At 66.7% G+C, this 25,399-nt stretch carries 25 protein-coding genes; 14 read left to right on the top strand and 11 right to left on the bottom strand.

The features are described 5' to 3' along the window. Window positions 1-11: 11 nt before the first annotated feature. On the bottom strand, window positions 12-2,633 hold the full coding sequence (gene mgtA, locus ACV7JP_RS10180) for a magnesium-translocating P-type ATPase (protein ID WP_457795571.1): 2,622 nt from the start codon (window positions 2,631-2,633) through the stop codon (window positions 12-14). Window positions 2,634-2,691: 58 nt separating this feature from the next. On the opposite strand from mgtA, the gene ACV7JP_RS10185 reads away from it, so the two are divergent. From ACV7JP_RS10185 to ACV7JP_RS10195, 3 genes are read left to right on the top strand one after another with little or no spacing between them, the layout of a single operon-like run. Next, window positions 2,692-2,949, top strand: coding sequence for a hypothetical protein (locus tag ACV7JP_RS10185; RefSeq protein WP_457795572.1), 258 nt, complete (start codon window positions 2,692-2,694; stop codon window positions 2,947-2,949). A 2-nt stretch (window positions 2,950-2,951) separates the two neighbouring features. After that, a complete protein-coding gene (locus ACV7JP_RS10190) occupies window positions 2,952-4,211 on the top strand; it encodes a glycosyltransferase family 4 protein (protein WP_457799063.1) in 1,260 nt (419 codons plus the stop codon). 6 nt (window positions 4,212-4,217) lie between these two features. Further along, entirely contained in the window at window positions 4,218-5,078 is an 861-nt protein-coding gene (locus tag ACV7JP_RS10195) for a glycosyltransferase family 2 protein (RefSeq protein ID WP_457795573.1), read from the top strand. 3 nt (window positions 5,079-5,081) lie between these two features. Here the strand turns inward: ACV7JP_RS10195 and ACV7JP_RS10200 are convergent, their stop codons facing one another. From ACV7JP_RS10200 to ACV7JP_RS10210, 3 genes are all read right to left on the bottom strand, one after another. After that, window positions 5,082-6,518: a lipopolysaccharide biosynthesis protein gene (locus ACV7JP_RS10200; protein WP_457795574.1), complete on the bottom strand. Its 1,437-nt coding sequence runs from the start codon at window positions 6,516-6,518 to the stop codon at window positions 5,082-5,084. Between the two features lie 37 nt (window positions 6,519-6,555). Further along, entirely contained in the window at window positions 6,556-8,259 is a 1,704-nt protein-coding gene (locus tag ACV7JP_RS10205; RefSeq protein ID WP_457795575.1) for an outer membrane beta-barrel protein, read from the bottom strand. A gap of 96 nt (window positions 8,260-8,355) precedes the next feature. Continuing rightward, window positions 8,356-8,598, bottom strand: coding sequence for a DUF2312 domain-containing protein (locus tag ACV7JP_RS10210; RefSeq protein WP_457795576.1), 243 nt, complete (start codon window positions 8,596-8,598; stop codon window positions 8,356-8,358). Window positions 8,599-8,860: 262 nt separating this feature from the next. Here ACV7JP_RS10210 and ACV7JP_RS10215 point away from each other — a divergent pair, with 262 nt between their 5' ends. Next, window positions 8,861-9,343, top strand: coding sequence for an RDD family protein (locus ACV7JP_RS10215; protein WP_457795577.1), 483 nt, complete (start codon window positions 8,861-8,863; stop codon window positions 9,341-9,343). Window positions 9,344-9,407: 64 nt separating this feature from the next. Further along, window positions 9,408-10,145 (top strand): arginyltransferase, encoded by a 738-nt coding sequence (locus tag ACV7JP_RS10220; protein WP_457795578.1) that lies wholly within the window; start codon window positions 9,408-9,410, stop codon window positions 10,143-10,145. A 7-nt stretch (window positions 10,146-10,152) separates the two neighbouring features. Here the strand turns inward: ACV7JP_RS10220 and ACV7JP_RS10225 are convergent, their stop codons facing one another. After that, a complete protein-coding gene (locus tag ACV7JP_RS10225) occupies window positions 10,153-10,497 on the bottom strand; it encodes a hypothetical protein (RefSeq protein WP_457795579.1) in 345 nt (114 codons plus the stop codon). 108 nt (window positions 10,498-10,605) lie between these two features. On the opposite strand from ACV7JP_RS10225, the gene ACV7JP_RS10230 reads away from it, so the two are divergent. Next, entirely contained in the window at window positions 10,606-11,898 is a 1,293-nt protein-coding gene (locus ACV7JP_RS10230) for a L,D-transpeptidase family protein (protein ID WP_457799064.1), read from the top strand. 192 nt (window positions 11,899-12,090) lie between these two features. Here ACV7JP_RS10230 and ACV7JP_RS10235 read toward each other — a convergent pair whose 3' ends face one another. From ACV7JP_RS10235 to ACV7JP_RS10245, 3 genes are all read right to left on the bottom strand, one after another. Next, window positions 12,091-13,341 carry an NAD(P)/FAD-dependent oxidoreductase gene (locus ACV7JP_RS10235; RefSeq protein ID WP_457795580.1) on the bottom strand — a complete coding sequence of 417 codons (1,251 nt, stop codon included), beginning with the start codon at window positions 13,339-13,341 and terminating at the stop codon, window positions 12,091-12,093. A gap of 94 nt (window positions 13,342-13,435) precedes the next feature. After that, the gene (locus ACV7JP_RS10240) at window positions 13,436-13,840 is read right to left on the bottom strand and encodes a hypothetical protein (protein ID WP_457795581.1); all 405 of its coding nucleotides are present in this window, start codon (window positions 13,838-13,840) and stop codon (window positions 13,436-13,438) included. Beyond that, a complete protein-coding gene (locus ACV7JP_RS10245; RefSeq protein WP_457795582.1) occupies window positions 13,837-15,702 on the bottom strand; it encodes a methylmalonyl-CoA mutase family protein in 1,866 nt (621 codons plus the stop codon). Before ACV7JP_RS10245 ends, ACV7JP_RS10240 begins: the two co-directional genes overlap by 4 nt. A 233-nt stretch (window positions 15,703-15,935) precedes the next feature. Here ACV7JP_RS10245 and ACV7JP_RS10250 point away from each other — a divergent pair, with 233 nt between their 5' ends. From ACV7JP_RS10250 to ACV7JP_RS10280, 7 genes are all read left to right on the top strand, one after another. After that, window positions 15,936-16,211 (top strand): acyl carrier protein, encoded by a 276-nt coding sequence (locus ACV7JP_RS10250; protein ID WP_457795583.1) that lies wholly within the window; start codon window positions 15,936-15,938, stop codon window positions 16,209-16,211. Then, entirely contained in the window at window positions 16,212-17,447 is a 1,236-nt protein-coding gene (locus ACV7JP_RS10255) for a beta-ketoacyl-[acyl-carrier-protein] synthase family protein (RefSeq protein ID WP_457795584.1), read from the top strand. Further along, complete coding sequence (locus ACV7JP_RS10260) at window positions 17,437-17,832, top strand: hypothetical protein (protein WP_457795585.1); 396 nt, start codon at window positions 17,437-17,439, stop codon at window positions 17,830-17,832. The genes ACV7JP_RS10255 and ACV7JP_RS10260 overlap by 11 nt, the downstream gene beginning before the upstream one ends. Beyond that, on the top strand, window positions 17,829-18,233 hold the full coding sequence (locus ACV7JP_RS10265) for a MaoC family dehydratase (RefSeq protein ID WP_457795586.1): 405 nt from the start codon (window positions 17,829-17,831) through the stop codon (window positions 18,231-18,233). Before ACV7JP_RS10260 ends, ACV7JP_RS10265 begins: the two co-directional genes overlap by 4 nt. A gap of 217 nt (window positions 18,234-18,450) precedes the next feature. After that, entirely contained in the window at window positions 18,451-19,269 is an 819-nt protein-coding gene (locus ACV7JP_RS10270; RefSeq protein WP_457795587.1) for an SDR family NAD(P)-dependent oxidoreductase, read from the top strand. A gap of 81 nt (window positions 19,270-19,350) precedes the next feature. Continuing rightward, window positions 19,351-20,505, top strand: a complete 1,155-nt coding sequence (locus tag ACV7JP_RS10275) for a glycosyltransferase (protein ID WP_457799065.1) — start codon at window positions 19,351-19,353, stop codon at window positions 20,503-20,505. Continuing rightward, window positions 20,492-21,814 (top strand): glycosyltransferase family 2 protein, encoded by a 1,323-nt coding sequence (locus ACV7JP_RS10280; RefSeq protein WP_457795588.1) that lies wholly within the window; start codon window positions 20,492-20,494, stop codon window positions 21,812-21,814. Before ACV7JP_RS10275 ends, ACV7JP_RS10280 begins: the two co-directional genes overlap by 14 nt. A 55-nt stretch (window positions 21,815-21,869) precedes the next feature. Here ACV7JP_RS10280 and ACV7JP_RS10285 read toward each other — a convergent pair whose 3' ends face one another. Continuing rightward, window positions 21,870-22,682: a protein-disulfide reductase DsbD domain-containing protein gene (locus ACV7JP_RS10285; RefSeq protein ID WP_457795589.1), complete on the bottom strand. Its 813-nt coding sequence runs from the start codon at window positions 22,680-22,682 to the stop codon at window positions 21,870-21,872. A gap of 81 nt (window positions 22,683-22,763) precedes the next feature. Between ACV7JP_RS10285 and ACV7JP_RS10290 the strand changes: the two genes are divergently transcribed. Beyond that, window positions 22,764-23,408, top strand: a complete 645-nt coding sequence (locus ACV7JP_RS10290) for a YqgE/AlgH family protein (RefSeq protein WP_457795590.1) — start codon at window positions 22,764-22,766, stop codon at window positions 23,406-23,408. Between the two features lie 177 nt (window positions 23,409-23,585). On the opposite strand, the gene ACV7JP_RS10295 is transcribed toward ACV7JP_RS10290, so the two are convergent. Then, window positions 23,586-24,635, bottom strand: a complete 1,050-nt coding sequence (locus ACV7JP_RS10295) for an aldo/keto reductase (protein ID WP_457795591.1) — start codon at window positions 24,633-24,635, stop codon at window positions 23,586-23,588. A gap of 26 nt (window positions 24,636-24,661) precedes the next feature. After that, the gene (locus ACV7JP_RS10300) at window positions 24,662-25,375 is read right to left on the bottom strand and encodes a hypothetical protein (protein WP_457795592.1); all 714 of its coding nucleotides are present in this window, start codon (window positions 25,373-25,375) and stop codon (window positions 24,662-24,664) included. Window positions 25,376-25,399: the final 24 nt, after the last annotated feature.

The raw sequence follows: 25,399 nt of genomic DNA on the forward strand, positions 1-25,399 counted from the left end.
GCTCGCAATGTTCAGTCTTCGAAGCGTTCGAAAAAGGCCGTCTTGGCGAGATGGGCGAGAATGGCGTAGCCGACGATGAAGCACGCGATCGCCGGCCAATAGCTCAGCGGCAAGGGCGTGAAGCCGAAGATCGGCGCGAGCGGCGAATAGGGCAGCGCCGCCCCGATCAGGCAGACGATAATCGTCGTCAGCAGCAGCGGGCCGCTCGCCCGGCTTTGGAGAAAGGGAATTTTCCGCGTGCGGATGATGTGAACGATGAGCGTCTGCGTGAAAAGCGACTCGACGAACCAGCCGGTCTGGAAGAGCGACGGCTTGTCCCAGGCCCCGTAGACCGTGATCAGCAGAATGAAGGTCGCATAGTCGAAGATGGAGCTGACCGGCCCCACATACAGCATGAACCTCGCAATGCCGCCAATGTCCCATTTGCGCGGGCTTGCGAGAAATTCTTCATCGACATTGTCCGTCGGGATCGCCGTTTGCGACAAGTCGTAAAGCAGGTTGTTCGTCAGAATCTGGATCGGCGTCATGGGCAGGAAGGGGAGAAAGACGCTCGCGCCGAGCACGCTGAACATGTTGCCGAAATTGGAGCTCGCGCCCATGCGGACATATTTGAGGATATTCGCGAAGACCTTGCGGCCCTCGATCACGCCGTCGTTCAGAACGGCGAGGCTTTTCTCCAGCAGGATGATGTCGGCCGATTCGCGCGCAATGTCGACGGCGGTGTCGACCGAAATGCCGACATCCCCGGCCTTGAGCGCCGGGCCGTCATTGACGCCATCGCCGAGATAGCCAACGACATGGCCGTTCTTTCGCAGCGCCCCGACGACGCGCGCCTTTTGCGGCGGCGACAGCTTCGCGAAGACCGTGACGTTCGAAACGCGCGCCGCAAGCGCCGTGTCATTCATCGCGTCTATATCGGCTCCAAGAACAAGTTCGTTGATTTCGAGGCCCACGTCGCGGCAGACCTTGCGGGTGACGATGTCATTGTCGCCGGTAAGAATCTTGACCGAGACGCCGGCTTTCCGCAAATCTGCGATAGCGCGGGCGGCGCTGTCCTTCGGCGGATCGAGAAAGGCGATATAGCCGAGAAGGATCAGCTCTCTTTCGTCTGCGGGAGCATAGACGCTTTGGTCGTGCGCGACACGCTTATAAGCCACCGCGATGACGCGGAAGCCGTCGGCGTTCAACAGGGCGGTTTCCCGCTTCGCGGTTTCAAGATGGGAGGGGTCGAGCGCTCCTTCGGCGTCGGCTGCTTCGAAGCGAGTCGCTGCTGCGAAGATTTCCTCGACGGCGCCCTTGCAGATGAGCAAGCGTTCGCCGTCGTCGCGCTCGACGATCACGGATAGGCGCCGGCGCTGGAAATCGAAGGGAATTTCGTCGATTTTCTGGAAGCTGTGCTGCGGCGCCAGCCTTTCCTCGATCTCCGCGTGCTTGAGCACCGCAACGTCCAGCAGGTTGCGAAGGCCCGACTGGAAATGGCTGTTGAGATAGGCGAATTCCAGAACGCGCTCCGAGTCTTCGCCGTAAATGTCGAGATGGCGCTTGAGGATGATGCGGTCCTGCGTCAGCGTGCCGGTCTTGTCCGTGCAGAGCACGTCCATGGCGCCGAAATTCTGGATGGCGTTGAGGCGCTTGACGATGACCTTCTCCCGCGAAATGGCCATGGCGCCCTTTGCGAGATTGACCGTGACGATCATCGGCAGCATCTCCGGCGTGAGGCCGACCGCGACCGAAACCGCAAAGAGAAAGGCGCCGAGCCAGTCGCCCTTGAAATAGCCGTTGACGAAGAAGACGAGCGGCGCCATCGCCGCCATGAAGCTGATCATGAGCCAGGTGAAACGCCGCACGCTCTCGTCGAAGGCGGTCGAGGGCTCCGCCTCGGCGATCCTGTCGGCGATGGCGCCGAAGAAGGTGCGCGAGCCGGTAAAGAGGACGAGCGCCTCGCCATAGCCGCTCACGACGTTCGAGCCCATGAAGGCGAGGTTCTCCGCCTCCAAAGGCTCGTCCGCCCGGTCGAGGGAGCGGGCGAATTTCTCCACCGGCATGGACTCGCCCGTGAGCGCCGATTGATTGACGAAAAGATCCTTCGTCGCGATCAGCCGGACGTCGGCGGGAACCATATCGCCGGCGGTCAGGCGAATGACATCGCCGGGCACGATCCTGTCGAGCGAGGTCTCCACGAAAGGATCTTCGGCCGCGCCCGGCCGGCGGACGGAGGCGTGGGTGCGCACCATGGCGCGCAATTTGGCGGCGGCGGCGTTTGAGCGATGCTCCTGCACGAAGGCGAGCAGCACGCTGAGCGCGACCATCGCGGAAATGACGATGGCCGCGCGCCGGTCGCTCAGCGCCCAGGACGCGCCCGCGAGCGCAAGCAGAAGACCGTTGAGCGGATTGAAGACATGGCGCGCCAATTCGCGCAGAACGCCCGCGCCGGCGTCCTGCGCCACGCGGTTGGGTCCGTAGCGCTTGAGGCGCGCCGCGGCCTGCGTTTCATCGAGCCCGGCAGGCGAGGAGCCGAGCGCGCGATAAAGCGCGTCGAGATCGCTCATGACGGCCTTGCGCAGCGCTGCGCGGATCGAGTCGTCCTCCCCGGCGACGCTGAAATTCATCGGCCTGCCTGCTTTCCGATTCATGATCGCGTAACCGCGCGACATTAAGATACAGCACCTTTTCCGTGACGAAAGCCCAGCCATGAGCGCTCAGCCGATTTCCCTCGACGAGGCCGCCGATCGCAAGGCGCCGGATCTTCGCGAGATCGTCGCGCGGCTGGATTATGATCCGGATTTCAACTGGGCCTGGGACAATTATAAGCGGACGATCGTCGAGATCGCGCAGCGAAAAGGGTTAACGCGGCATCTCGAAATTGGCGGGGGACGCGATCCCTTGTTCCTGCCGCCGGAGGTCGCGGCCCATGGCTTCAGCGTGACCCTCAACGATATTTCCAAATGACGATGCGCATCGTCGTCGTCGCGGATCACGCGCATATCAATGGCGGCCTCGCCAAGGTCGCGATCGACAGCGCCAAGGGCTTTGCGCGGCGCGGCTATCGCGTCGACTTTTTCGCAGCCGTCGGGCCGATCGAGCCGAGCCTCGAAGAAGCGGGGGTGACGGTCACGCTGCTCGGTCAGCCGGACGTTCAGTCGACGGCGTCTCTCGCGCGTTTCGGCGCGCAATGGCTCTGGAACGGCGCGGCGGCGCGGGCGCTGTCCGCGCTTCTCGCCTCCTGCGACCCGGCTGACGCCATCGTGCATATGCATGGCTGGGCGAAGGCGCTCTCTCCGTCGATCGGCCGGGCGCTGGTGGGGGCGGGACTGCCGGTCGTGCATACGCTGCACGAATATTATCTCGCATGCCCCAATGGCGGATTCTACGACTACGGCGCGGCGCGCAATTGCGATTACAAGGCCATGTCGCTTGGCTGCGTCGCGCATGATTGCGATTCGCGCGGCTATCACCGCAAGCTGATGCGCGTCGGGCGCCATGCGCTGATGCGCTATGGCGGCGGCCTCTACGACACGGCGCGCCATCTCATCACCATCTCGAAGCTGCAGCGCGCCGCCATCGCGCCCTATATGCCGAAGGACGCGACCTTCTACGAGGTCGGCAATCCGATCGACGTGGCGGATTGCGGTCCGAAAGGCGATCATGCGCCGGGCGACTTTGTTTTTGTCGGGCGTCTTTCGGCCGAGAAGGGGCCGCGCTACTTCGCGCAAGGCGCCCGGCTCGCGGGGGTTGCGCCCGTCTTCGTCGGCGACGGGCCGGAGCGCGCGGCGCTGGAGAAGGAATTTCCGGAGGCGCAATTTCTGGGCTGGCGAAATCCCGCCAATGTGAGGGAGACTCTGCGCGCCGCGCGCGCGCTGGTTTTCCCGTCCGTCTGGTACGAGGGACAGCCGCTCACGGTCTATGAGTCGCTCGCGCTCGGCACGCCCGTCGTCGTGAGCGACATATGCGCCGGACGCGAGGCGGTGTCCGACGGCGAGACCGGCTTCTGGTTCAGATGCGCCGACGCGCAGTCGCTTGCGGAGGCGATTGCGCGGCTGAAGGACGATGATCTCGCGCGGCGCATGTCGCAGGCGGCCTATGCGCGCTACTGGGCCGATCCGCTGACGCTCGACCGTCATCTCGACGCCGTCGCGGCGGTTTATGAAAGGGCGCGCGCCGATTGGCGCAGGGCGCCGAACGCCGCGGCGCGCGCGGCGGCGTTCTCGTAGGCCGATATGAAGATCGTCGTCGCCATCGCCACGACCGGGCGTCCCGAAATCGTGAGCGCCAGCCTTCAACGATTTGCGCGGCTAAAGCGCCAGCCCGACCGTCTCCTCGTCATCGGCGCCGCGCCAGAGGATGCGCCCAGCGCGCCCCACGCCGCGGAGTTTCACGTTGCGCGCGCGCGGGGCTTGCCGATCCAGCGCAATCTCGCGCTCGATCTGGTCGGAAGCGACGCGGACGTCATGGTCTTCGTCGACGACGACTACTTTCCCGCTCCGGGCTTCGTCGAGGGCGTCGAACGCTTATTCGCGGAAAACCCCGACATTGTCGCTTGTTCCGGCGCGCTTATCGCGGACGGAATCAATCGCGGAGGCGTCAGCGTCGATCTGGCCGACCGTTTGATTTCCTGCTTCGTGTCGGAGCGGCCGCCTTACGTCTTCGACGCGACGGGGACCTATGGCTGCAACATGGCCTTTCGGCTCGCCGCCGCGCCGCATCTGCGCTTCGACGAAAACCTGCCGCTCTACGCCTGGCTGGAGGACACCGATTTCTCCGCGCAATATGCGCGCGTCGGGCGCGTCGTGCAAACGAACCATTTCCTCGGCGTTCATCTCGGCGTCATGTCGGGCCGCACCTCGGGCGTCAGGCTCGGCTATTCGCAGATCGCCAATCCGCTCTATCTCGTCCGCAAGGGCACGGTCACGCCAGGCTTCGCGCTTAATCTCGCGCTTCGCAACATGATCGCCAATTTCGTGAAATCGGCGCGCCCGGAGCCCCATATCGATCGTTTCGGCCGCTTGCGCGGCAATCTCGTCGCGCTCGCCGACGCGGCGCGTGGGCGATCTCATCCGCGCCGCGCGCTGGAGCTTTGAGCGCTACTGCAATTGCGGCTGGCGCAGCCGCGCCATGATCCTGGGGCCGACGAGGCTGCGAACGCCGGCAACGTCGAAAGCGTAGACGACGGCGCCATAGACGGCGACGCCCGCTCCCACCTGCAGGAGCATGGTGAGAATTCCGGGTTGCCACAGGCGCATGGGCGCGCCGATGGCGAGCATGGCGCCTGTCGCGACGGTCGCGCCGAGAATGTCGCGGAGGCGGGGCCACATGGGCTCGAGCAGGAAAAGCATGGCGACGAGCGCAATGAGGCCGCTCATGGTCGAGATCGACTGCGCATAGGCGAAGCGCGTCGCATCCGGCGTCGCGGGCAGCAGCAGGACAGCGAGCGCATTGGCGGCGGAGGCGACAAGCGCCGCGACGATGAGCGGCATGAGCTTGTGCGCGAGCTGGAAGGCGGTGTTGACGCCGTAGTTCATCATTGCGAAGCCGAAGAGCGCCGGAGCCATCAGCGCGAAATAATGGGCGAAGGGGCCGCGGAAATTCTCCGGCACGAAGAGCGCCTCGAAGCTCGGCAGGATCAGCCAGCAGCCGGCGACGGCGGGCGTGACGACGGCGAAGACGACGCCGAGATTGCGCGAGATCTGCGCCCGCGCGGCGCCGGCGCCGGCGGTCTTCTCCGTATGGACGGCGAGCTGGAAGAGGATGACGTCGACGGCGGAGCCGATCGCGCCGACAATGCGGATGCCGGTCTCGAAGGCGAGAGAGAGCTGGCCCACATCGGCGAAGCCATGCTGTTGTGAGAGCAGCGTGCGGTTGATGAGCGGAATGCTCTGATAAAGCACGGCGGCGATGATGATCGGCAGGCCATAGGCGAGGAAGCGTCGGGCGAGCGCGCGCTCGGCGACGCGAAAGCCGGCATTGGGGTCGACAAGCTCGCCGCGCGCGACGAGGAGGCATCCGGCGACGGACGCCATCATCCCGACGAGCGCCACATTGGCGGAATGGAAGAGAAAGGCGCCGCCCACTGTGAGCGTGAAGGCGAGCGCGTTCTTGGCGATCACCAGCGCGCCATAGGCCTTGTCGTGGAAGCGCGCGCGAATGAGCGCCGTCGCCGTATCGAAAAGCGCGTTGGCGATGGAGACGCCCACCGCGAGCGCCGCGAGATCGCGGCTGAGCGGCAAATCGAGGCGCAGCGCCCAGAGCAGAAAAGCGGCGAGAATCACGAGCGCGGCGAGCGCCGCGAAGGCGGCGTCGAGCGTCGCGCGGATCTGCGGACGTTCGAGACGGTCGCGCTCGGAGTAGAAACGCGTCGCCGCGAGGCGGAGCCAGTCGAAGACGAGCGTCTGCACGACGACGGCGACGGAGAGGGCCAGCACGAAGCGGCCATATTCCGCGGGGCCGAGAAATCTCGCGACGAGCAGGCTGACGACGAAATTGAGCAGGCTGTTCAGGATGAAGGGAATCATCATCCACATGGCGGCGCGCCCTCCCGGCCGCGATTTCGGCGCGTTCTCAAAGCTGGAACCTCAGGCCCACGAGATAGACATTCGCCGTGTAGTCGGCGTTGGGGAAAGAAGTGTCGAGAAGCTCGTAGCGATAGCCGCCGCGCAGCGAGACGGTGCGCGTGACCTTATAGTCGAGCGCCACGCCGACCGAGCCGCCCCGTTCCTGGACATCCGCCCCTTGATAATTGTTGTTGAAATAATTTCCCGTGACCGTGACGTTTAAATTTCGCAGGAGATCGTGCGAAAGCGTGGCCGTCACCGAGCGCGTCAGCACGCCGCTGGCGTTGGCGAGCGTCGTTTCGTTCATCGAGGTCGAGCCGCGCAGCGTCAGCGTCGTCAGCGCGGAGGGGGTGTAGATGAGCGCCGCGTCGATGACCGGGCCGCGCAGCGGAACGAGGCGCGGATCGTCATAGTCGCGCCGGCCATAGCCGCCCGAAACCTCGCCCTTCACCATCTCGGTGACGTTGAACTGCGCGCCGCCGCGGACGATGTAGCCGGTGCTGTCGCGATAGAATCCGTTGAAGTCCGTCGGCGAGTCGTGCACGCGCGCGTCGAAGGTCCCTTCGACGAAGGGCTTCAGGTCCGGCGTCGCCTCATAGGATGTCCGCAGGAGCCCGCCAAAGCCATTATAGCTCGTCGCGGCCAGATTGAGCGTCGAGCCGTCGGAATATTGCGCGTCCTGGTACCAGACGCGGTCGTAAGTCCCGCGCAGCTCGACGCCGATGCGGCCGAATTTCTGCGATACGCCCGCCTGCGTCCCGACGCCCAGGACGATGGGCCGGTTCACGACGTAAATGTTCGACTGGCCGGGCTGGATCGCCGGCGCGCCGGGACGCTGCGTGTCGAGGAGCAGGCGGCCGCGAAGATCGAGCGCCGTATCCTGCGTCACGTCGTAGCGAGCGGCCATCGTCCCCGACGCGTCCGGCCGGCTCGCCGCCGGATAATCGAAATATTCCGAATAGCCGCCGCGCAATTCGCCTTCGAGGCGGTGGCGCGCCCAGTTCGACTTGACCTTCACGCCGCCCTCTCCGCGAAAGAAGAACGAGCCGCGCGGATTGTAGGTCGGCGCGAGACGATTGGGGTTGTCGTCATAGCCGCCGTCGGTCTGGACATAGGGGAAGATCAGCGTCGAGCCGACGGGAACGCCAAGCGGATCATAGGGGTTCAACTCAACCTTCGGCTTTGGCTTCGCCTTGATCGGCGGCTCGACCGCGACCGTTACGGGCGGCGGCGGGACGGGCGGGAGCGGCGCGTTGGGCTGCGCGGTCGGGCGCAGCCGCAGGCGCTGTCTGGCGACATAGGAGGTCTTGTAGGGCTCGAGCGCCGGCAGAGCGTTCCGCGGCGAGAAAGACGGCGGATAAAGCGGGCGCGGCGGCGGATAGGGCCGCGGCAGCTTTTCCCTTTTCACGGGCGCTCCGTAATTGGCCGAGGTCGAAACGCGCGGCTCCTTCTCGGCGATCGGGCCGCGCATCAGCAAAGCCGGCTCGGCGGGAATGGCGAGGTCGAGCGGCTGCGCGGGCCGGCCTCTGGAGCCCGGCGGCGCCAGCGCGGGCGAGGTCGCCGCCTTCCTGGCGCCGCGCGCCGGCTGCTTGCCGCTTTCTCCAGGATCGGACAAGGCCTGGCCCGCGGCCTGCGTCGCCGCGAGCGCCGCCCATGCGGCGCAGAGCGCGGCCAGCGCGACGCGGCTTCCCAAGCTTCCCGACGGCGCCATTTTCCCTCGCCCATGCGCCCTCGCCCGCGTGGAAGGGCGGGAGGCGCGTCGGCCTAGGGTTAGGGCCTTATGGTTAACGGGAGCTTATCGGGCCTCTCACTCCATGCCGAGCGCGGAGAGGTAAAGCCCTAAAATTTCTTCCTCTTCCTGCCGCTTATGCTTGTCTTGCCGACGCAGCGAAACGATCTTGCGGAGGATCTTCGGATCAAAGCCCGTGCCCTTGGCTTCGCCGTAGACGTCCTTGATGTCGTCGGCGATGGCGCGCTTCTCCTCCTCGAGCTTTTCGATTCGCTCGATGAAGGCGCGCAGATGGCCGCCGTCGACGGCGTCGTTGTTCATGGCGTTTTCCCGCGAGAGGTGGAGGGCGCGCGAAGCTTTGTCCGCCGGCCGTCTTCCGCGAGGCTTGCGACAGCTTCGCGGCCTCGTCAAGGCGGGGGCGCGCATAATCCCCACAATCCGCAATTCGCGCGTTCCGGCCCGGGACTGCGTCCGGCCGCCTGTTCCCCGCGGGCGCGCGGCCGCCGCGAGGGGCGTCTTGAAACCGGCCCCGCAGCGTCCGACATTGCGAGACGCGCGCGGTCGGCGCGCGGAGGACGACGACATGAGCGATCGCGATTTTCGCGGCGATTATTCCAGGCGCGCGCCGGAGCTGCGCGCGGCGCCGCCGCCTTATATCCCGCCCCAGGCGCTGGAGGGCGTGCGCACCCGCCGCGTCATGGCGGTGGGCCTCGACCTCATTCTGGTGACGGGCCTGTCGGTGACGCTGTTCTTCGGCCTCTTCATCCTGAGCTTCGGCATGTCGGCCATCCTGCTGCCGCCGCTCTTTCCGATCGTCGCCTTCTTCTATAACGGCCTGACGGTCTCCGGCTGGCGCATGGCGACGCCCGGCATGGCCTTCATGGATCTCGAAATGCGCACCATGCAGGGCGAGCCCGTCCCCTTCCTGCAGGCGGCGGTCCATGCGGTCCTGTTCTACGTGACCTGGATGTTTCCGCCGCTGCTGCTCGTCTCCTTCGTCACGAGCGACAAACGCTGCCTGCACGACATGCTGGCGGATGTCATCGTCCTGAGGCGGTCGGCTTGATTTCCGGATTGGCGCAAAGCCGCTTCTCGCCCTATTGTCAGGTCATTCAGGGACCGAGACGAGCGTGACCAAAGAGCCTCGCGACGCGCCGCAATTCTATCTCACCTCGCCGGCTCCGTGCCCCTATCTGCCCGGGCGCGCGGAACGCAAGGTGTTCACCCACCTCATCGGCCTGCGGGCGCCCGCGCTCAACGACACTTTGACGCAATCCGGCTTCCGCCGTTCGCAGACCATCGCTTATCGGCCGGCCTGCGAGCATTGCCGGGCCTGCGTGTCGGTGCGGGTGAGGATCGAGGAATTCGCGCCGGACCGCACGCAGCGCCGGCTGCTGCGCCGTAACGCCGACATTGCGGGGGAGGGCCGCCCGGCGCGCGCGACGCCCGAGCAATATGCGCTCTTCCGGCGCTATGTCGGCGCCCGTCACGCCGATGGCGGCATGGCCGATATGAACATGGTCGACTATCAGATGATGATCGAGGACAGCCATGTCGACACGCGGCTGATCGAATATCGCCTTGCGCCCGACTCGCCGGGCGGGGACGCCGACCGCCTCGTCGCCTGCTGCCTCACCGACCGGCTCGCGGACGGCCTGTCCATGGTCTATTCCTTCTACGAGCCCGATTTCGAGCCCCGCTCGCTCGGCTCCTTCATGATCCTCGACCACATGCGGCGCGCGCGCGGCGCCGGCCTGCCGCATCTCTATCTCGGCTATTGGGTCGAGGGCTCGCGCAAGATGGACTACAAGGCGCGCTTCCTGCCGCAGGAGCGGCTGGGGCCGGAGGGCTGGATGCGGATCGGCTAAACGGCTTTCATGTTTCGAGCGTCGCTTTGACGAAACTTTCGGGATCCGCGCAGAACTCGCGCAGCAGCTTGAAATGCGCGGTCTCGCGCAGCGCGATCGGCCGCCCCGGTCGAGGCCGAGCAGCGTCGCGCCCCCATTCTCGATCCGCCCCGAATCGATCCAAACGCGCTTGAGATAAGGCGCCTTCAAACGAATGTCGCGCGGAGAGCGTATTGAATCCGCCTCTTGCTCGACCAAAAGAACTTGCGCCGCGAGGCTTTAGCCGAACCAAGCCGCGCCGCGCCGGCGAATTGAGCTTCCAGGCCACAAAATCGCCGCCTATTCGCGCCTTGTTAACCCAGAAGCTGCACATGATGTAAACCCTCAGCCGGCGCAGCCTCGGGCGTGCGCCTGAGCGAATGTTTTCCCTCCGCGGCCGCGGAATCCACTGCGACTGGAGCGAACGTTGCAAAAACTAGCGATCCTTCCGCTTTCTCTTGGCCTTGCATTCGGCGCGGTTCACGCCGCGCGCGCTGAGACGGGGCAGGCCGAATGGGCTCAGAGCTACGACGCCGCCGCGCGCCTGACCGTCTCGCGCTCGACGACCCCCATCCTCTCGGAAGCCACGGTCGCCGCGACCGAGCAGGCGATCGAGCGCTATCGCGAGATTGTGAATAATGGCGGCTGGCCGCAGGTGCCGGGCCAGCAATTGCGGCTCGGCTCCAACGGGCCCGCCGTGTCGGCGCTGCGCCGGCGTCTGATCGTCTCCGGCGACATCGGGCCGGAGACCGGCACGAGCCCCGTCTTCGATTCCTATGTCGAGGCGGCGGTGCGCCGCTTTCAGGCCCGCCACGGCGTCATCGAGACCGGGGTCGTCAATCAGCAGACGCTCACGGCGCTGAACGTGCCGGCGGAGACGCGCCTGCGCCAGCTCGAGACCAATCTCGTGCGCCTGCGCAGCTTCTCGCATGATCTCGGCGCTCGCTACGTCACCGCGAATATTCCCGCGGCGCAAGTCGAGACGGTGGAGAACGGGCAGGTCGTCAGCCATCACATTGCGGGCGTCGGCAAGATCGACCGCCAGTCGCCGGTGATGCAGACCAAGGCCTATCAGGTCAATTTCAACCCGTTCTGGACGGTGCCCGCCTCGGTCATCCGCAAGGATCTCATCCCCAAGATGCAGGCGGACCCGAACTATCTGCGCGACAACCACATCCGCGTCTACAATAAGGAAGGCCAGGAGCTGCAGCCAGAGCAGATCAACTGGCGCTCGCTCGACGCGCTGAACTACAAATTCCGGCAGGACATTGGCGGCGACTTCAACTCGCTCGGCGTCGTGCGCATCGACATCGCCAATCCTTACGGCGTCTATATGCACGACACGCCCGCCAAGGGCGTCTTCGGCGACGACTTCCGCTTCGTCTCCTCGGGCTGCATCCGCTTGCAGAACGTTCGCGACTATGTCGCCTTCCTGCTGCGGGAGACGCCCGGCTGGGACCGCGACGCGATCGACCGCGCCATCGCCTCGGGCGAACGCCTCGACGTGAAGATCAATCCGGCCGTGCCGGTCTATTGGGTCTATATCACCGCCTGGGGCACGCCGGACGGCGTCACCCAGTTCCGCGAGGACATGTATCAGCGCGACGGACTCACGGCGTCGCGCGCCGAGCCGGCCGATTACTCGCAAATGCCGGTGACTCAGGCGGCGGCGCCGCAGGCGCAGGGACAACGGTCGCTGCGCAGCGAGCCCCTGCTGCCGCGCGACGAACAGTAAAGCATGATTGCTGGGATCGAACCTGGGCTCTCCTGGCGACGCTCCGGCTCCCTCATGGCGCGATGACGGAGCCGGCGCGCTCTCTATGTTTTTAGCGTCTCGCCGTCATTTGCGAGGAGCAAAGCGACGAAGCAATCCAGGGCCGTCATAGCCGCCCTCGGAAGGCGTCGCCTTGCTCATAATGGCGCAAGGTCACCGCGTGATGAGCCGCGCGCCGCGATGATAGGTGAAATAGGCCGCGATCCAGCTTACGGCGACCAGAATCCGGCTACGCAAATTCACCAGAAAATACACATGGGCGACGCTCCAGAAGAGCCAGCCGGGAAATCCCGTCAGTTCGAGGCGTCCAAGCTTTACGATGGCCGCCTTGCGCCCGATGGCGGCAAGACTGCCATGGTCGCGGTAGCGAAACGGCTTTCGCGGCTTTTGCCCGCGCAGGCGCCGCCGGATCGCGCGGCCGGCGTACCAGCCCATCTGCTTGGCGGAGGCCGCGAGCGCGGGAACCGGCGTTCCGTCCGGCCCTTTGACGAGGGCCAGATCGCCGACGACATAGATGTCGGGCAGGCCGGGAGCCGTCAGCTCCGGGGTCACCTCGATGCGGCCGGTCTTGTCCGCATTCACGCCGAGCCAATTGGCGCCGGGCGAGGCGCGCACGCCCGCCGCCCAGAGGATGGCGCCCGCCGAAATATTCGCGCCGCCGGCGACGACCCTGTCGTCATGGACTTCTTCGACGGCCGTATGCGTCCGCACCTCCACGCCCATGCGCCCGAGCGCGCGCCGCGCATAATCGGAGAGCCGCTCCGGGAAGGCCGGCAGAATGCGCGGCCCCGCCTCAAGAAGCAGGATGCGCGCGTGGCGGGGATCGGCCCGGTGGAATTCCGGGGGCAAGGCGCCGCGCGCGAGCTCCGCAATGGCGCCGGCGAGCTCCACCCCCGTCGGCCCGCCGCCGATAATGACGAAGGTGAGGAGCCGCGCGCGCTCCTCCATATCCGCGCTCGCTTCGGCCCGCTCGAAGGCGAGCAGCAGCTTGTTGCGGATGAGCGCCGCGTCCTCGACGGATTTGAGCCCCGGCGCGGCCCTGGCCCAGCCTTCATGCCCGAAATAGGAATGCGTCGCCCCCGTGGCGACGACGAGAAAATCATAGGCGATGTCGCCTATGCGCGTTTTCACGACCTTGCGGGCCCGGTCGACGCCTTCCACGGCGAGCATCAGCACCGTCACGTCGTCGCGCCCGCGCAGGACATAGCGGATGGGCCAAGCGACATCGGCCGAGGCGAGGGCGGCGGTCGCGACCTGGTAGAGCAAGGGCTGAAAACAGTGATGGTTCCTCTCGTCGAGCAGCAGGATGTTCGCGCCGCCGCCGGCGAGACCCTGGGCCGCCGCGACGCCGGCGAAGCCGCCGCCGATGATGACGACGCGAGGCGCTCGGTCTGGCGCATGCATGGGCCGGCTCCCGGATGTGGATCCGGGAACAGCTAGCCCTCGAAATTACATTGGAAAGGGACGCCCCCTCCGCGCTTCGGCGCGGCGACGGAATTTACTGCTGCGCCGCCTTCCAGGTGCCGCCGCACATATCGGTGGAGGAAGACCAGGCGCCCGAGCCCTTGCCGCCTTTCAGCGTGCCGTGGAAACGGGCGATATGCTCGCCGGCGCCGGTGAAGCGCGCGACGATATTGCCGCCGTCGTCCACATAGCCCCACGACTCGACCGAGGCGCCCTCGGCCGAGGAAATCTTATTGTCCGCAATCTGGAGCGTCGTCGGGATGAGCGAAGGGCAATTCCCCACGCTCGTCGTCGCCTCCACGGCCCAGGCGCCGTTCGGATCGCGGGCGGGCGCCGCGCTCTCCGCCTCTTTCGGTTGCGCCTGGCGCGCATGCCCCACCTTCGCCAGCGCGCCGCTCGCCGCGAAAGACGCCAGAATGGCGATTGCCCATAACCTCATTTGGCCTCCTCCAACGCCCGCTGAAGAACGTCGTACATATCGCATCCGACAAAAATAAATCCGGTTACGCCCGCATCGCGGAGCTTTTGCTCCAGATCGCCGGGACGGCCGGCGGAAAATAGCGTCGCGCCCGCGCCCTTCAACACGGCGGCCGCCGGCTCCGCTGCGTCCGCGTAGACTTTATCTGACGAGCACAGGCAAGCGAGTTTCGCGCCAGAGGCCTTGAAGGCCGCGGCCATGTCGGCGGCCGACTCCGTCTCCGGGCCGAAAATCGCTTCCACGCCGCCGGCTTCGAAGAAATTCTTGGCGTAGTTGGCGCGGGCGGTGAAGGCCGCGATCGCGCCGAGCGTGGCGAGGAAGACCTTTGGGCGGGCGCCCGTCTTTTGGGCATGGGCGTCCGACTCGTCGCGCAGCCGCTCGAAGGGTTCGGAGAGGCGACGCGGCGCGAGCGGCGCGGTCTTCACGGCGCCGGCGGGCGCCTCGGCCGACTGGCGCGCCGCGTCGAAGGGGGTCACGATATCGAGCGGCTGCTCGTGAATGTCGGGAAATTCATTGGCGCCGATAACCTTTTCCTTCGCGCGCGCGACCTTTTTGGCGCGCTCGCCGGCGGTCGCCGCCACCCGTCCTTGAAAGCCGCCCTTTTCGAGCGACGCCGGAAGGCCGCCCTCGGCCTCGATTTCCTGGAAAGAAGCCCAGGCGCGCTCGCAGAGCGCTTCGGTCAGCGCCTCGAAGCCCCCGGCGCCGTTCGTCGGGTCGTCGACCACATCGATATGCGACTCGTCCTGCAGCACGAGCTGCGTGTCGCGGGCGAGGCGGCGCGCGAAGCCGTCCGCCGCGCCGAGCGCCTGGGTGAAGGGCAGCACGGTGATCGTATCGGCGCCGCCGATGGCGGCCGAGAAGGCCGCGAGCGTCCCGCGCAGAATGTTGTTCCACGGATCGCGCCGCGACATGATGCGCCAGGCGGTCTCGGCGAAAATCAGAACGGGCTTGGGCGCGAGGCCGCAGGCCTCCTCCACGCGCGCCCAGAGGCGGCGCGCCGCGCGGAACTTGGCGACGCCCATGAACTCGTCGGCGTCCGCCGCGAAGCGCAACGCAATGAGCGACCGGGCGGTCTCGATGTCCACGCCATTGTCGGTCAGCGCGCGAAGATAGGCGACGGCGGCCGCAAGCGCGAAGGCGAGCTCCTGCGTCTCGGAGCCGCCCGCGGCGTGGATCACGCGGGCGTCGGCGACGACCGCGCCATTGGCGAAGCCCGCCTTGGCGACGGTCCCGGCCGACGCGGCGAAAGCCTTGGATTCCAGCGCCCAGGGCGCCGGCGCGAAGCCGTGGAGCGCCTGAAGGCCGAGCGGATCGAGGCCGAGGGAAATGCGGGTGATCGACGGCTCGATATGGCGGCTGTCGACATATCGCATGATGGCGCTCGCGGCGTTCGGCGCGCGCGGCGAGGCCTCGACGAGAACCGGAACGCCGTAATCGAGACGGATATTTTCGAGGAGAGGGGCGATCGTCTCGTCGCCGTCGCTCGTCAGACCCGCGCCATAGGAGCCCTGCGAGCCGGCGAAGACGATGTGCAGGCCGTCCGCGCCGCCTTCGAGATCCTCGAGGGCGAGCTTGTTGGCGGCGTCGGCGTCGGCGAGATCGACGCGGCCGAGGATCGACCAGCGGCCGGGCGTGCGGCGCAGGGCGCGCGGCGCATCCGCCTCGGCGCGGGAGTAAAGCGGGGCGACGGCGACGCCGTCATAGGTCTTGGAGACGAGGGAATCGAAGGAGCCGCCCTTCAGCGCCTTATCGACGAGCTTGCGCCACTGCTCCTCGGTCGGCTGTGGAAAAACCCCGGCGATCGCTGTCTCATTGGCGCTCATTTGGTGCTGACCCCTCATGTTTTGCGGGGCCTTTTGCCAGAAAGCGCCCTCTTGGGGAAGCGGGCCCATGCGGCGGCATGGTTGAGCCGGGCTTTATTTTCGCGTCCAAAACCCGTAACCAAGGCGCGCCGTCCATTCGAGGCTGGCGCGCGCCGCCGCGCCCTGCGTCAATGCGCCGCGCGGCGGCGCCCGCTCCTTCTCGGGACGGCGGAGACCCTTAAGGGAGGGATTTCGTGACAGATCATCCTCAGGACATTGCCGCGCTCAAGGAAGAGATCATCGAAGTGATTGCGTCGGAGGGCATGGTCGACCGCTCCAAGGTGACGCCCGACGCCACGATCGAGAGCCTCGACCTGAAATCGGTCGATATCGTCATGATCCTGACGGCGCTCGAGGAGAAGTTCAACGTCTATATCCCGATGGACGGTTCGCTTCAGGAAGCGAAGACGGTCGAAAGCCTTATCGACGCGATCGCCGACCATATCCAGAAAGAGCGCGAGAACCAGTAAATGGCGGCTTCGCTGCGGGGCGACGGAGGGCGTCGCGTCGTCGTCTCCGGCATGGGCGCCGTCTGCGCCTCCGGCGTCGGCGCGCGCAAGCTATGGGAGGCGGCGCGCGACGGCGTCGCTCAAATTCGCGAGCTGAAGACCCAGCGGCCTTATGACGGCCGCATCAGGATCGCCGCCCAGGTCCCGGATTTCGATCCGGCGGCCTATATCGAGCCCGGCGTCCTTCCCTTCTGCGATCCCTTCACGCAATTCGCCGTCGTCGCGGCCGACGAGGCGATGGCGCAGGCGGGCTTCGGCCGCAAGGACCTCGCCGGGCCGCGCACCGCCGTCATCATGGGCACCGGCATTGGCGGCATGACGACGATCGAGGACGGCATCTACCGCTATTATGTCGAGAAGACGCGGCCCGAGACGTTGAGCGTGCCCAAGCTCATCCCGAGCGCCATGCCGACGACGCTCGGCGCGCGTTTTTCCGCGCTGGGCCCCACTTTCGCCGTCGGCAGCGCCTGTTCCTCGGCGAGCCAGTCGGTCGGGATCGGCATGCAGATGATCCGCTCCGGCATGGTGGACAAGGCCATTGTCGGCGGCGCGGAGGCCTGCGTCATCAACGCCACCATCCGCGCCTGGGAGGGCTTGCGCGTGATGACCCCGAATTTCTGCCGGCCCTTCTCCATGGGGCGCAATGGCATGTCGCTTGGCGAGGGCGCCGCCGTCTTCGTTCTGGAGACGGCCGAGTCCGCCCGCATGAGGGGACATGAGCCTTTATGCGAGCTTGCGGGCTATGGCACGACCAGCGACGCCAAGGACCCCGTGCGGCCCGATCTGGACGGCGCCTCCAATTGCATCGCGCAGGCGCTGAACGACGCCAGCCTCGCGCCGACCGACATTCATTACGTCAACGCCCATGGCACGGCGACGCACGCCAACGACATCACCGAGTCGGAAGCGATCCTGCGCGTCTTCGGCGATTACGGGCGCGAGGTTCCGGTCTCCTCTACCAAGCCCATCCATGGCCATGCGCTCGGCGCATCCGGCGGGCTGGAGCTTGCCATCACGATCGACGCGCTGCGCGCGCAAATCGCGCCGCCGACCATCAACTTCCTTGAGTTCGACCCGCGCTGTCCGATCGACGCGGTGCCCAATGTCGCCCGACCCCACAGGATCGAGGCCGCCATGTCCAACTCCTTCGCCTTCGGCGGCGTCAACGCCGTGCTGATCGTCCGCCATGCCGATTGACGCGCCCCAGAGCCTCGGCCCTTTCCGCCTGCGCGTCGATCCGGCGCGGGCGGCCGCCTATTCGCGCGAGACGGGCGGCGACGCCGCGAGCGTGCCGCTGTCCTTCCCGGCCGTCTGGCTGACCGATCCCACGCTCTTCGATTCCGTGCGAAGCCTCTGCGCGGCGCTCGACGTCGTGCCCGTGCATGAGTCGCAGAGCTTCTCCTATGAGACGCCGCTCGTCGCCGGCGACAGCTATGACGTGAACGTCGCCATGCGGCGCGAGGAGACGCCGCCGCGCCTGATCGTCGACGCCACGATCCGCGCCCTCGACGGGGCGACGGTCGCGCGGAGCGAGACCATGCTGCGTCTCGTGCCGCGCGCGGGCTTCGGGGCGGCGTCATGAGCGAACCCATCAAGGTCGGCGACAAGCTGCCGGAGACGATCATCGGCCCCTTCGACGCGCAGGCGCTCGCGCGCTATGCGGAGGTCTCCGGCGACGACAATCCGCTTCATCTCGACGACGCGCTCGCCGCCAGGATCGGGCTTTCAGCGCCGCCGGTGCATGGGATGAAGCTGCTCGCCTCCTTCGAGCCGATGCTGAAGAGCTGGCGTCCTGACCTCTTCCTTGTCGGTCTCGCCGCCAAATTCATCCAGCCGATCCTGCGGGGCGAGACGGTGACGCTCTCCGGCCGCGTGCTGCGCGCTTCCGAGACGGAGATCTTCGTCCGCCTCTTCGCGCATGGCGCCGCGCGCACGCCGGGGATCATCGGCGAGGCGACGCTGCGGCGGGAGATGGAAAGATGAGGCGGGTTTTTCAGTCTTCGTCGATAGCGGCCTCGCCCCTCACCCAGCCTCTCCCCGCAAGCGGGGAGAGGAGCGAGATTCGGGCCTTCATCGACAAAGCGGCTCGCGAGTCACGCCCCCTCTCCCCGCATCGCGGGGAGAGGGTTGGGGTGAGGGGCGAGGCCGCGAGCACGAATGGAATGCGCCCCTCCCGCCCAAAGCCGCGTGGGAGCTTTCCGTGACCCAACGCCTTCTCATCACCGGCGCCTCCTCCGGCATCGGCCGGGCGCTCGCCGTCGCCTATGCCGGGGATGGGGCAAGTCTCTGTCTTCTCGGCCGCGATGAGGCGCGGCTCGACGCCACGGCGGAAGCCTGCCGCGCCGCCGGGGCCTGCGAGGTCGAGACGCGCGTCGCCGACGTTCGCGACCGCGAAGTCATGGCGGCGATCGTCGCGGCGGCCCATGCGTCGCGGCCGATCGACATTCTCGTCGCCAACGCCGGCGTCGCGACGGGGCTGTCGCCGGGGCAGATCGCCGAGACGCCGGACGCCGTACGCGCGGCCGTGGCGATCAACGTCATGGGCGTCTTCAACACAGTCGAGCCGATCATCGCGCCGATGTGCGCGCGCAAGCGCGGCGAGATCGCCATTGTCGGCTCGATGGCGGGCGTGCGCGCGCTCCCCCATTCGCCGGCTTATTGCGCGACGAAGGCCAGCGTTCACATGTGGGCCGATTGCCTGCGCGGCCAGCTCGCCGCCTATGGCGTGCATGTCGCGCTGATCGTGCCGGGTTACGTGCAGACGCCGATGTCGGCGCGCACCATCGTGAAGACGCCCCTGTCGATGAGCGCCGAATCCTGGCAACCCGGCAAGATTTCCGATGAGGAGGCTGCGCGGATCATCAAGCGCGGCCTCGACCGTCGCCGCGACGTCATCGCCTTTCCGCTGTATATGTATTGGGCGCTGCGCTTCTTCTCTTTCCTGCCGGCGGCGCTTGTCGACGGCGTGATGCGGCGCTTTCCCGCCGAAGTGCCGGAGACCGTGGAGCGCGGCCAATGACGGGCGGCGCGCAACTCGGACCGCGCGCCTTCAGGCGCGCCGCTGTTCGCGGGGCGACCCTGAAGGCGCGCGGTCGGCGTGATGATTGACGCGCTGAGCTGGATCGCCGCCGGCTATTGGCTCACCGTCACGGCGCTGCTGCTCCTGTCCAGCGCCGCCACCGTCCTGCAGCCCTATATCGCCGGGCGGCGCGCGCGGCGGCGCGACCAGCCGCCGGTCTCCATCGTCCTGCCGGTGAAGCTGCTGGAGGCGGATTTCGAGCGCACGCAGGAATCCGCTCTCGCGCAGGACTATCCGCGCTTCGACGTCACGGCTTCCGCCGTCGACGTCGACTCCCCCGCCGCGCGCAAGATGCGCGAGCTCTTCGCGCGCCATCCGACTATTCCGTCCCGCCTTCTCGCCTCGACCGCCCGCTTCGCCGCGAGCCCCAAGGTCGACAATCTTTACGCGCCCTTCATGCAGGCGGAAAACGACGTGATCCTGATGAAGGACGCCAATGTCCTTCTGGAGCCCGACGCGCTCGCCGAGCATCTGCGCCAGCTCGGCGACGATGTCGGCCTCGTCTGCGCCATTCCCTATTGCGCCGGGCTCGAAAATTTCGCCGCGCATGTCGAGGCGGCGATCATCAACGGGCCCCACGCCCGCATATTGTTTCTGGCCTCCTGCCTGGGGCAGGGGCACGGCGTCGGCAAGATCATGCTCTTTCGCCGGTCCGATTTTCTGCGCGCGGGCGGGTTCGACGCCATTTCGCACACGGTGGGCGAGGACAATGCGCTCGCCAAGGCCATGCGGCGAATCGGTCAACGTCCTGTTTTTTCTCACCGGCCCGTCCGTCAGGAGCTCGGCGCCCGCAGTTTCCACGATGTTTATCAACGACAATTGCGCTGGAGCGTGATTCGCCGCAACGACGAGCTGCTTTCCTTCCTGGCGGAGCCGATTTGCCAAGCCTTTCCGGCGCTTGTGGCAGGCGCCCTCGCCGCGCCGCGTATCGGAATGACGCCCCTTGCGGGCCTCGCCGCGACCTTCGGCCTCTGGTTCGCGCTCGAGACATTGCTTTCCATGGCCAAAGGATGGCAGTTATCCTACGCGGCGCCTGCGGTTTTCATTGTCCGCGAGGCTGTGATGCTTGCGGTCTGGGTGAACGCCTGGATGACCGACCGGGTGGTCTGGGCGAAGGATAAAGTTCACGCGCGCGTCGCGGCGCAGAAGGCGCCTCCCGCGCATGAAGAAGGATAACCTTTTGCTGCTCGGACTCTTTCTGTTTCTCGTCGACGCCGCCGCCTATCTCTGCGCCGCGATCCTCGTCGCCATCGGGCTCGGCTATCTCGTCGTCATCGGGCGCTTCCTCTACGACTGGGCGCGCGGCGCGCGCGATCCGGAGGCGCCGTCGCTTCCCGACGCCGACCTGCCGCATGTGCTGCTGCAGATTCCGGTCTTCAACGAGCCGCTCGTGACCGAACAGTCGCTGCGCTGCGTCGCGCAGCTCGACTGGCCGAAGGACAAGCTCCGCATCCAGCTTCTCGACGACTCGACCGACGAGACGAGCGTGCGCGCCGAGCGGGTGGCCGAAGAGCTGCGCGCCCATGGGACGGTCATCGACCATGTCCGCCGCGCCGATCGCTCCGGCTTTAAGGCCGGCGCCTGCGCCCATGGCCTGAGACTGACGGACGAGCCCTTCATCGCCATGCTGGACGCGGATTTCCGTCCGCCGCCCGATTGGCTCAAGCGCACCGTGCCGCTATTCCTCACGGACCCCCGCGCCGGCTTCGTGCAGTCGCGCTGCGAGTTCCAGAACTATGAGACGAACTGGCTCACCCGCGCCCAGGGCCTCATCCAGGACGGTCACTATATGGTCGAGCAGCGCTCGCGCGCGCTCGCCGGCTGGCTTTTCCAGTTCAACGGCACGGGCGGAATCTGGCGCCGCGCCACGGTCGAGGACGCCGGCGGCTGGTCCGATTATTCGCTCTGCGAGGATCTCGATCTCACCGTCCGCGCCGAGCTCAAGGGCTGGCATGGCCTCTTCGTGTCCGAACCGCCGATCCCCGGCCAGGTGCCGGACGGCATTCGCGACTTCCGCCGCCAGCAGCGCCGATGGTCCAACGGCTTCGTGCAGGTGGCGCAGAAGACCATCCTGCCGATCTGGGAGGCCCCCTGGCCGCTCGTGAAGCGCGTGATGGCGATCTCCCTCATCGCCCATCAAATCTTCTTCCCGGCGGCGGCGATCGGCCTCATCGCCTTCGCGCTCGGCGCGTTCCTGCACGGCTCGCTCGCGCCCTATTCCGGGCTGCTGGAGCTGATCCTGGTCATGACCCTGATGGTGGCGCTCGGCGTCACGCTCGCGCCCTATCTGGCGCTCAGGCGCGGCACAGTGGTCGATTACGCGAAGACCGTCGGCTCGGTGCCGCCGCTTTTCATCTATCTCGCCTTCGCCAATGGCGCGAAGATTTTGCAGACGATCCGCGGCCGCAAATCGACCTTCAAGCGCACGCCCAAGCAGGAAACCGCGGCGGCCGAGGCGGCGCCCGCGGATGCGGAGGCGGAATAAGGCGGAGCCCAAAGGGCGTTTTTCGACGCCCTTTGGGGGAGAGGGCGCGCGCGCGTCACTCCAGATGCGCGGGCGCCTCGAAGGCCTCCTTGTCGGTAATCACCGTCAGCGTCGCGTCGGCGCTTTTGGGCGTGGCGCCCGTCGAAAACAGCGTCAGCGAGAATTCCGCGCCCTCGCGCCTGCTCTCGATGAAGAGCGGCTCCTGAACCTCCGCGAAAACGTCCTGCGCCTTGCCGGGGCCCGTCACGCTGAGCCGCCAGCCTTCGCCATTCTTCTTCAGGGAGAACCGCTTCCCGGCCTCGGCCGCGCTGATCCTCGCCGGCACGCGCTTCTCCGCGCCGGCGATCGCCGCGGCGAAGGGCGAGGCGCCCGCCTGGGGCAAGGCGAGGGAAAGATCGGCCTTGGCGGGCAGGCAGATTTTCCCGCAGGCCGCGTAATCGAGCTTCATATCGAGCGTCACAGGCGTCTTGGGGTCCTTCGGCGTCACCTTGAGCGGGAAGATCACCGTCTCGTCATAGCCGGCGACGACCGTGCCCGCTTCATCGATATGCTTGGGCGCGGGGAAGGCGGTCTCGACCGTGGCGACATTGGTCGATTTCGAGAAATCGAAGATCGGGGGCGAACCCGCTTCGCCCGGCTGGCGCCAATAGGTGACGGTATGGGGATCGAGGCGGATCTCGACCCCGGCCCGATAGGCGCCGCCTTGCATCGGGCCGGCGGAGAGCAGCCGGACGGACGAGACGCTCCCCTTGGCCGGCGCGGTTGCGAAGCCGGCGTCGGCGGCGGGCGCGGGTGACTGGGTCAGCGAGACGATCAGGGCGGCGGTCGAGGCGGCAAGGGCGCGCGTCTTCGGCTTGGTCGTTATCATTGGCTTGATTTCTGGGCGGTTGAAGCGCCCGTTGGATCCACGCCGCTTGTTAAGGGGACGATGGGGGCGTAGCATGACCCTATGAGCGTGCGGCGATCAAAGCAAGTTTCCGAGCGGCCCTTGGGGAGCGGCGCCCGCAATTCCGGGCGGCGCTATCTCGACGGGCAATTGCTCGTCGCCATGCCCGGCATGGCCGATGAGCGCTTCGCGCGCTCGGTCATCTATCTCTGCGCGCATTCGGAAGAAGGCGCCATGGGCATCGTCGTCAACCAGCCGGCGCGGGTGAAGAACTTTCCCGATCTGCTCGTGCAGTTGCAGGTGATCGCGCCGCAGGAGCGCATCAGCCTGCCGCGCGGCGCCGAGGAGATACAGGTGCTCTCCGGCGGGCCGGTGCAGACCGATCGCGGCTTCGTGCTGCATTCGCCGGATTTCTTCCTGGATAATTCGACGCTGCCCATCGACGACGGCGTCTCGCTCACCGCGACGATCGACATTCTGCGCGCCATCGCCGCCGGAGAAGGGCCGCATCACGCGCTGCTCGCCTTGGGATATGCGGGCTGGGACGCGGGACAGCTCGAGGACGAGATCCAGCGGAACGGCTGGCTGCATTGCCCCGCCGATCCGGAACTGCTCTTCGATCGCGATCTCGGCGGTAAATATACGCGCGCATTGCGATCGATGGGCATCGATCTGGAGCGGCTCTCGTCCAGCGCGGGGCATGCCTAACAGCGCTCGTCATTGCGAGGAGCGTCAGCGACGAAGCAATCCAGAAGCCGTGACGTGGCGCTGGATTGCTTCGCTCCGCTCGCAATGACGGCTTCCGGCGTCAGTGCGGGGGCTGCGCGACGAAGCAATCCGGAGTCGTGACGTGGCGCTCGCAAGGACGAGCGGCTGCGGCCGCTGCTAGGGCGCCGGATTGCTGTGGAGTTGGTGGATCTCGTCGATCCGCGCCTCGATCTCCGGCGTGATCTTCAAATCGATCGAATCCAAATCCGTCTTCAACTGCGCCATGGTCGTCGCGCCGATAATGTTCGACGTGACGAAGGGGCGCGACGTCACATAGGCGATGGCGAGCTGCGACGGGTCCGCGCCGAGCGCCGTCGCGAGCGCTAGATAGGCGTCGATCGCCGTCTCGACGCCCGGCTTCTCATAGCGCTGGGCGCGCTCGAACAGCGTCGTGCGGGCGCCGGGCGGACGCGCGCCGCGCTGATATTTGCCGGTGAGATAGCCCTGCGCGAGCGGCGAATAGGCCAGCAGCCCGACGGCGTCGCGCTCGGCGAATTCGGCGAGGCCCGTCTCGAAGGTCCGGTTGATGAGATTGTAGGCGTTCTGGATGGAGACGACGCGCGGGCCGTGGCCCAGCTCCGCGGCGCGCAGGAAGCGGGCGACGCCCCAGGGCGTCTCGTTGGAGAGGCCGACATGGCGGACCTTGCCGGCCTTCACCAGATCGCTCAGCGCGTCGAGCGTTTCCTCGATGGGGACTTCGGCGCGTTTCGAGGGCCGGCGATAGATCGTGCCGCCCGCGCCCCAGAGCGGCAGCGAACGGTCGGGCCAGTGCAATTGGTAGAGATCGACATAATCGGTCTGCAGCCGCTTCAGCGAGCCCTCGATGGCGTAATGGATATTCCTGCGGTCGAGGACCGTGCCGGCGCCGTCCTCGCGCAGCCAGCGCGCCTCGCCGCGCCCCGCGACCTTCGTCGCGATGATCATCTTGTCGCGGTTCTTCCGCCTGGCGAGCCAGGAGCCGATGATGCGCTCGGTCGAGCCCTGGGTCTCGGGGCGCGGCGGGATGGAATAGATTTCCGCCGTGTCGATGAAATTCACGCCGCGCGAGACGGCGTAGTCGAGCTGCTCATGGCCCTCGGCCTCCGTATTCTGCTGGCCCCAGGTCATGGAGCCCAGACAGATGGCGGAGACGGAGAGGTCGGTGAGGCCGAGCTTTCGGTATTCCATGGGCGGCCTCGTCCTTTCAGCCTGGCTTATCGCAGGAATTCGCTCGACTGCAGATCGAAGCGCAATTCGAAACTCTGGAGTTGGGTGAAAATAGGGAGGAGCCAGGCCTTCAGCGCCGCGCGCACGACGATCGACATGGAGGCGGGCGGGTTCTGCAGGAAGGCCGAGAGAGAAAGATCGAAATCGTCGAGCGACCGCGCAATGGCGCTTTCGAGCCGCGGGATGACGAGCTTGCCGCGCGAGGGATAGCGGGAGAGGAATTGCAGCGCGTCCGGCCCCAGCGGGGCGGCGCCCTCATTGTGGATGACGGTCATCCACAGATCCGGCCAGGTCGTGTTCAGCATCCGCGCATTGCTGGCGGCCGTCTGCGAGCTGTCCGATTGATAGAGGATGATCGGCTCGACCCCGGCGCGGCGCGCCTCCTCGAGAAAGCCGATCTCGGCGATGGTCGCGAAGAGCTGGTCGAAGGACCGGCTCCACACATCGACGACCTTGGGCGTGTCGTCGGCCAGGAGGAGCCGGTCGAAGAGGGAAATCTGTCCCTTGACGTCGCAAATGTCGACGACTTGCGACAGGCCGGGAAAACGCAGGGCGTAGCAGGGCTCGCGCGAATCCGTGTCGAAGCCTTCGACCGGCACGCCGCGCGAGAGATAATAGTCGGTCAGGAGCCGCGCCGCGGTGGTCACGCCAGTGCGGGAGTGCGGCGAGCAGATGAAGAAGACGAGGGTGCGGCGGCTCATTTATTCCTCGCGGGCGAGGGCGGC

The sequence above is a fragment of the Methylocystis sp. S23 genome (genome assembly GCF_054106005.1).

Excerpts from the sequence above, each read along its gene's own strand:
- ACV7JP_RS10205 (WP_457795575.1), bottom strand. The coding sequence starts at position 8,259 with ATGGCGCCGTCGGGAAGCTTGGGAAGCCGCGTCGCGCTGGCCGCGCTC.
- ACV7JP_RS10235 (WP_457795580.1), bottom strand. The coding sequence starts at position 13,341 with ATGCATGCGCCAGACCGAGCGCCTCGCGTCGTCATCATCGGCGGCGGC.
- ACV7JP_RS10200 (WP_457795574.1), bottom strand. The coding sequence starts at position 6,518 with ATGTGGATGATGATTCCCTTCATCCTGAACAGCCTGCTCAATTTCGTC.
- mgtA (WP_457795571.1), bottom strand. The coding sequence starts at position 2,633 with ATGAATCGGAAAGCAGGCAGGCCGATGAATTTCAGCGTCGCCGGGGAG.
- ACV7JP_RS10185 (WP_457795572.1), top strand. The coding sequence starts at position 2,692 with ATGAGCGCTCAGCCGATTTCCCTCGACGAGGCCGCCGATCGCAAGGCG.
- ACV7JP_RS10260 (WP_457795585.1), top strand. The coding sequence starts at position 17,437 with ATGCCGATTGACGCGCCCCAGAGCCTCGGCCCTTTCCGCCTGCGCGTC.
- ACV7JP_RS10215 (WP_457795577.1), top strand. The coding sequence starts at position 8,861 with ATGAGCGATCGCGATTTTCGCGGCGATTATTCCAGGCGCGCGCCGGAG.
- ACV7JP_RS10255 (WP_457795584.1), top strand. The coding sequence starts at position 16,212 with ATGGCGGCTTCGCTGCGGGGCGACGGAGGGCGTCGCGTCGTCGTCTCC.
- ACV7JP_RS10245 (WP_457795582.1), bottom strand. The coding sequence starts at position 15,702 with ATGAGCGCCAATGAGACAGCGATCGCCGGGGTTTTTCCACAGCCGACC.
- ACV7JP_RS10300 (WP_457795592.1), bottom strand. The coding sequence starts at position 25,375 with ATGAGCCGCCGCACCCTCGTCTTCTTCATCTGCTCGCCGCACTCCCGC.
- ACV7JP_RS10295 (WP_457795591.1), bottom strand. The coding sequence starts at position 24,635 with ATGGAATACCGAAAGCTCGGCCTCACCGACCTCTCCGTCTCCGCCATC.
- ACV7JP_RS10285 (WP_457795589.1), bottom strand. The coding sequence starts at position 22,682 with ATGATAACGACCAAGCCGAAGACGCGCGCCCTTGCCGCCTCGACCGCC.
- ACV7JP_RS10240 (WP_457795581.1), bottom strand. The coding sequence starts at position 13,840 with ATGAGGTTATGGGCAATCGCCATTCTGGCGTCTTTCGCGGCGAGCGGC.
- ACV7JP_RS10225 (WP_457795579.1), bottom strand. The coding sequence starts at position 10,497 with ATGTGCAGCTTCTGGGTTAACAAGGCGCGAATAGGCGGCGATTTTGTG.
- ACV7JP_RS10210 (WP_457795576.1), bottom strand. The coding sequence starts at position 8,598 with ATGAACAACGACGCCGTCGACGGCGGCCATCTGCGCGCCTTCATCGAG.
- ACV7JP_RS10280 (WP_457795588.1), top strand. The coding sequence starts at position 20,492 with ATGAAGAAGGATAACCTTTTGCTGCTCGGACTCTTTCTGTTTCTCGTC.
- ACV7JP_RS10275 (WP_457799065.1), top strand. The coding sequence starts at position 19,351 with ATGATTGACGCGCTGAGCTGGATCGCCGCCGGCTATTGGCTCACCGTC.
- ACV7JP_RS10290 (WP_457795590.1), top strand. The coding sequence starts at position 22,764 with ATGAGCGTGCGGCGATCAAAGCAAGTTTCCGAGCGGCCCTTGGGGAGC.
- ACV7JP_RS10265 (WP_457795586.1), top strand. The coding sequence starts at position 17,829 with ATGAGCGAACCCATCAAGGTCGGCGACAAGCTGCCGGAGACGATCATC.
- ACV7JP_RS10195 (WP_457795573.1), top strand. The coding sequence starts at position 4,218 with ATGAAGATCGTCGTCGCCATCGCCACGACCGGGCGTCCCGAAATCGTG.
- ACV7JP_RS10190 (WP_457799063.1), top strand. The coding sequence starts at position 2,952 with ATGCGCATCGTCGTCGTCGCGGATCACGCGCATATCAATGGCGGCCTC.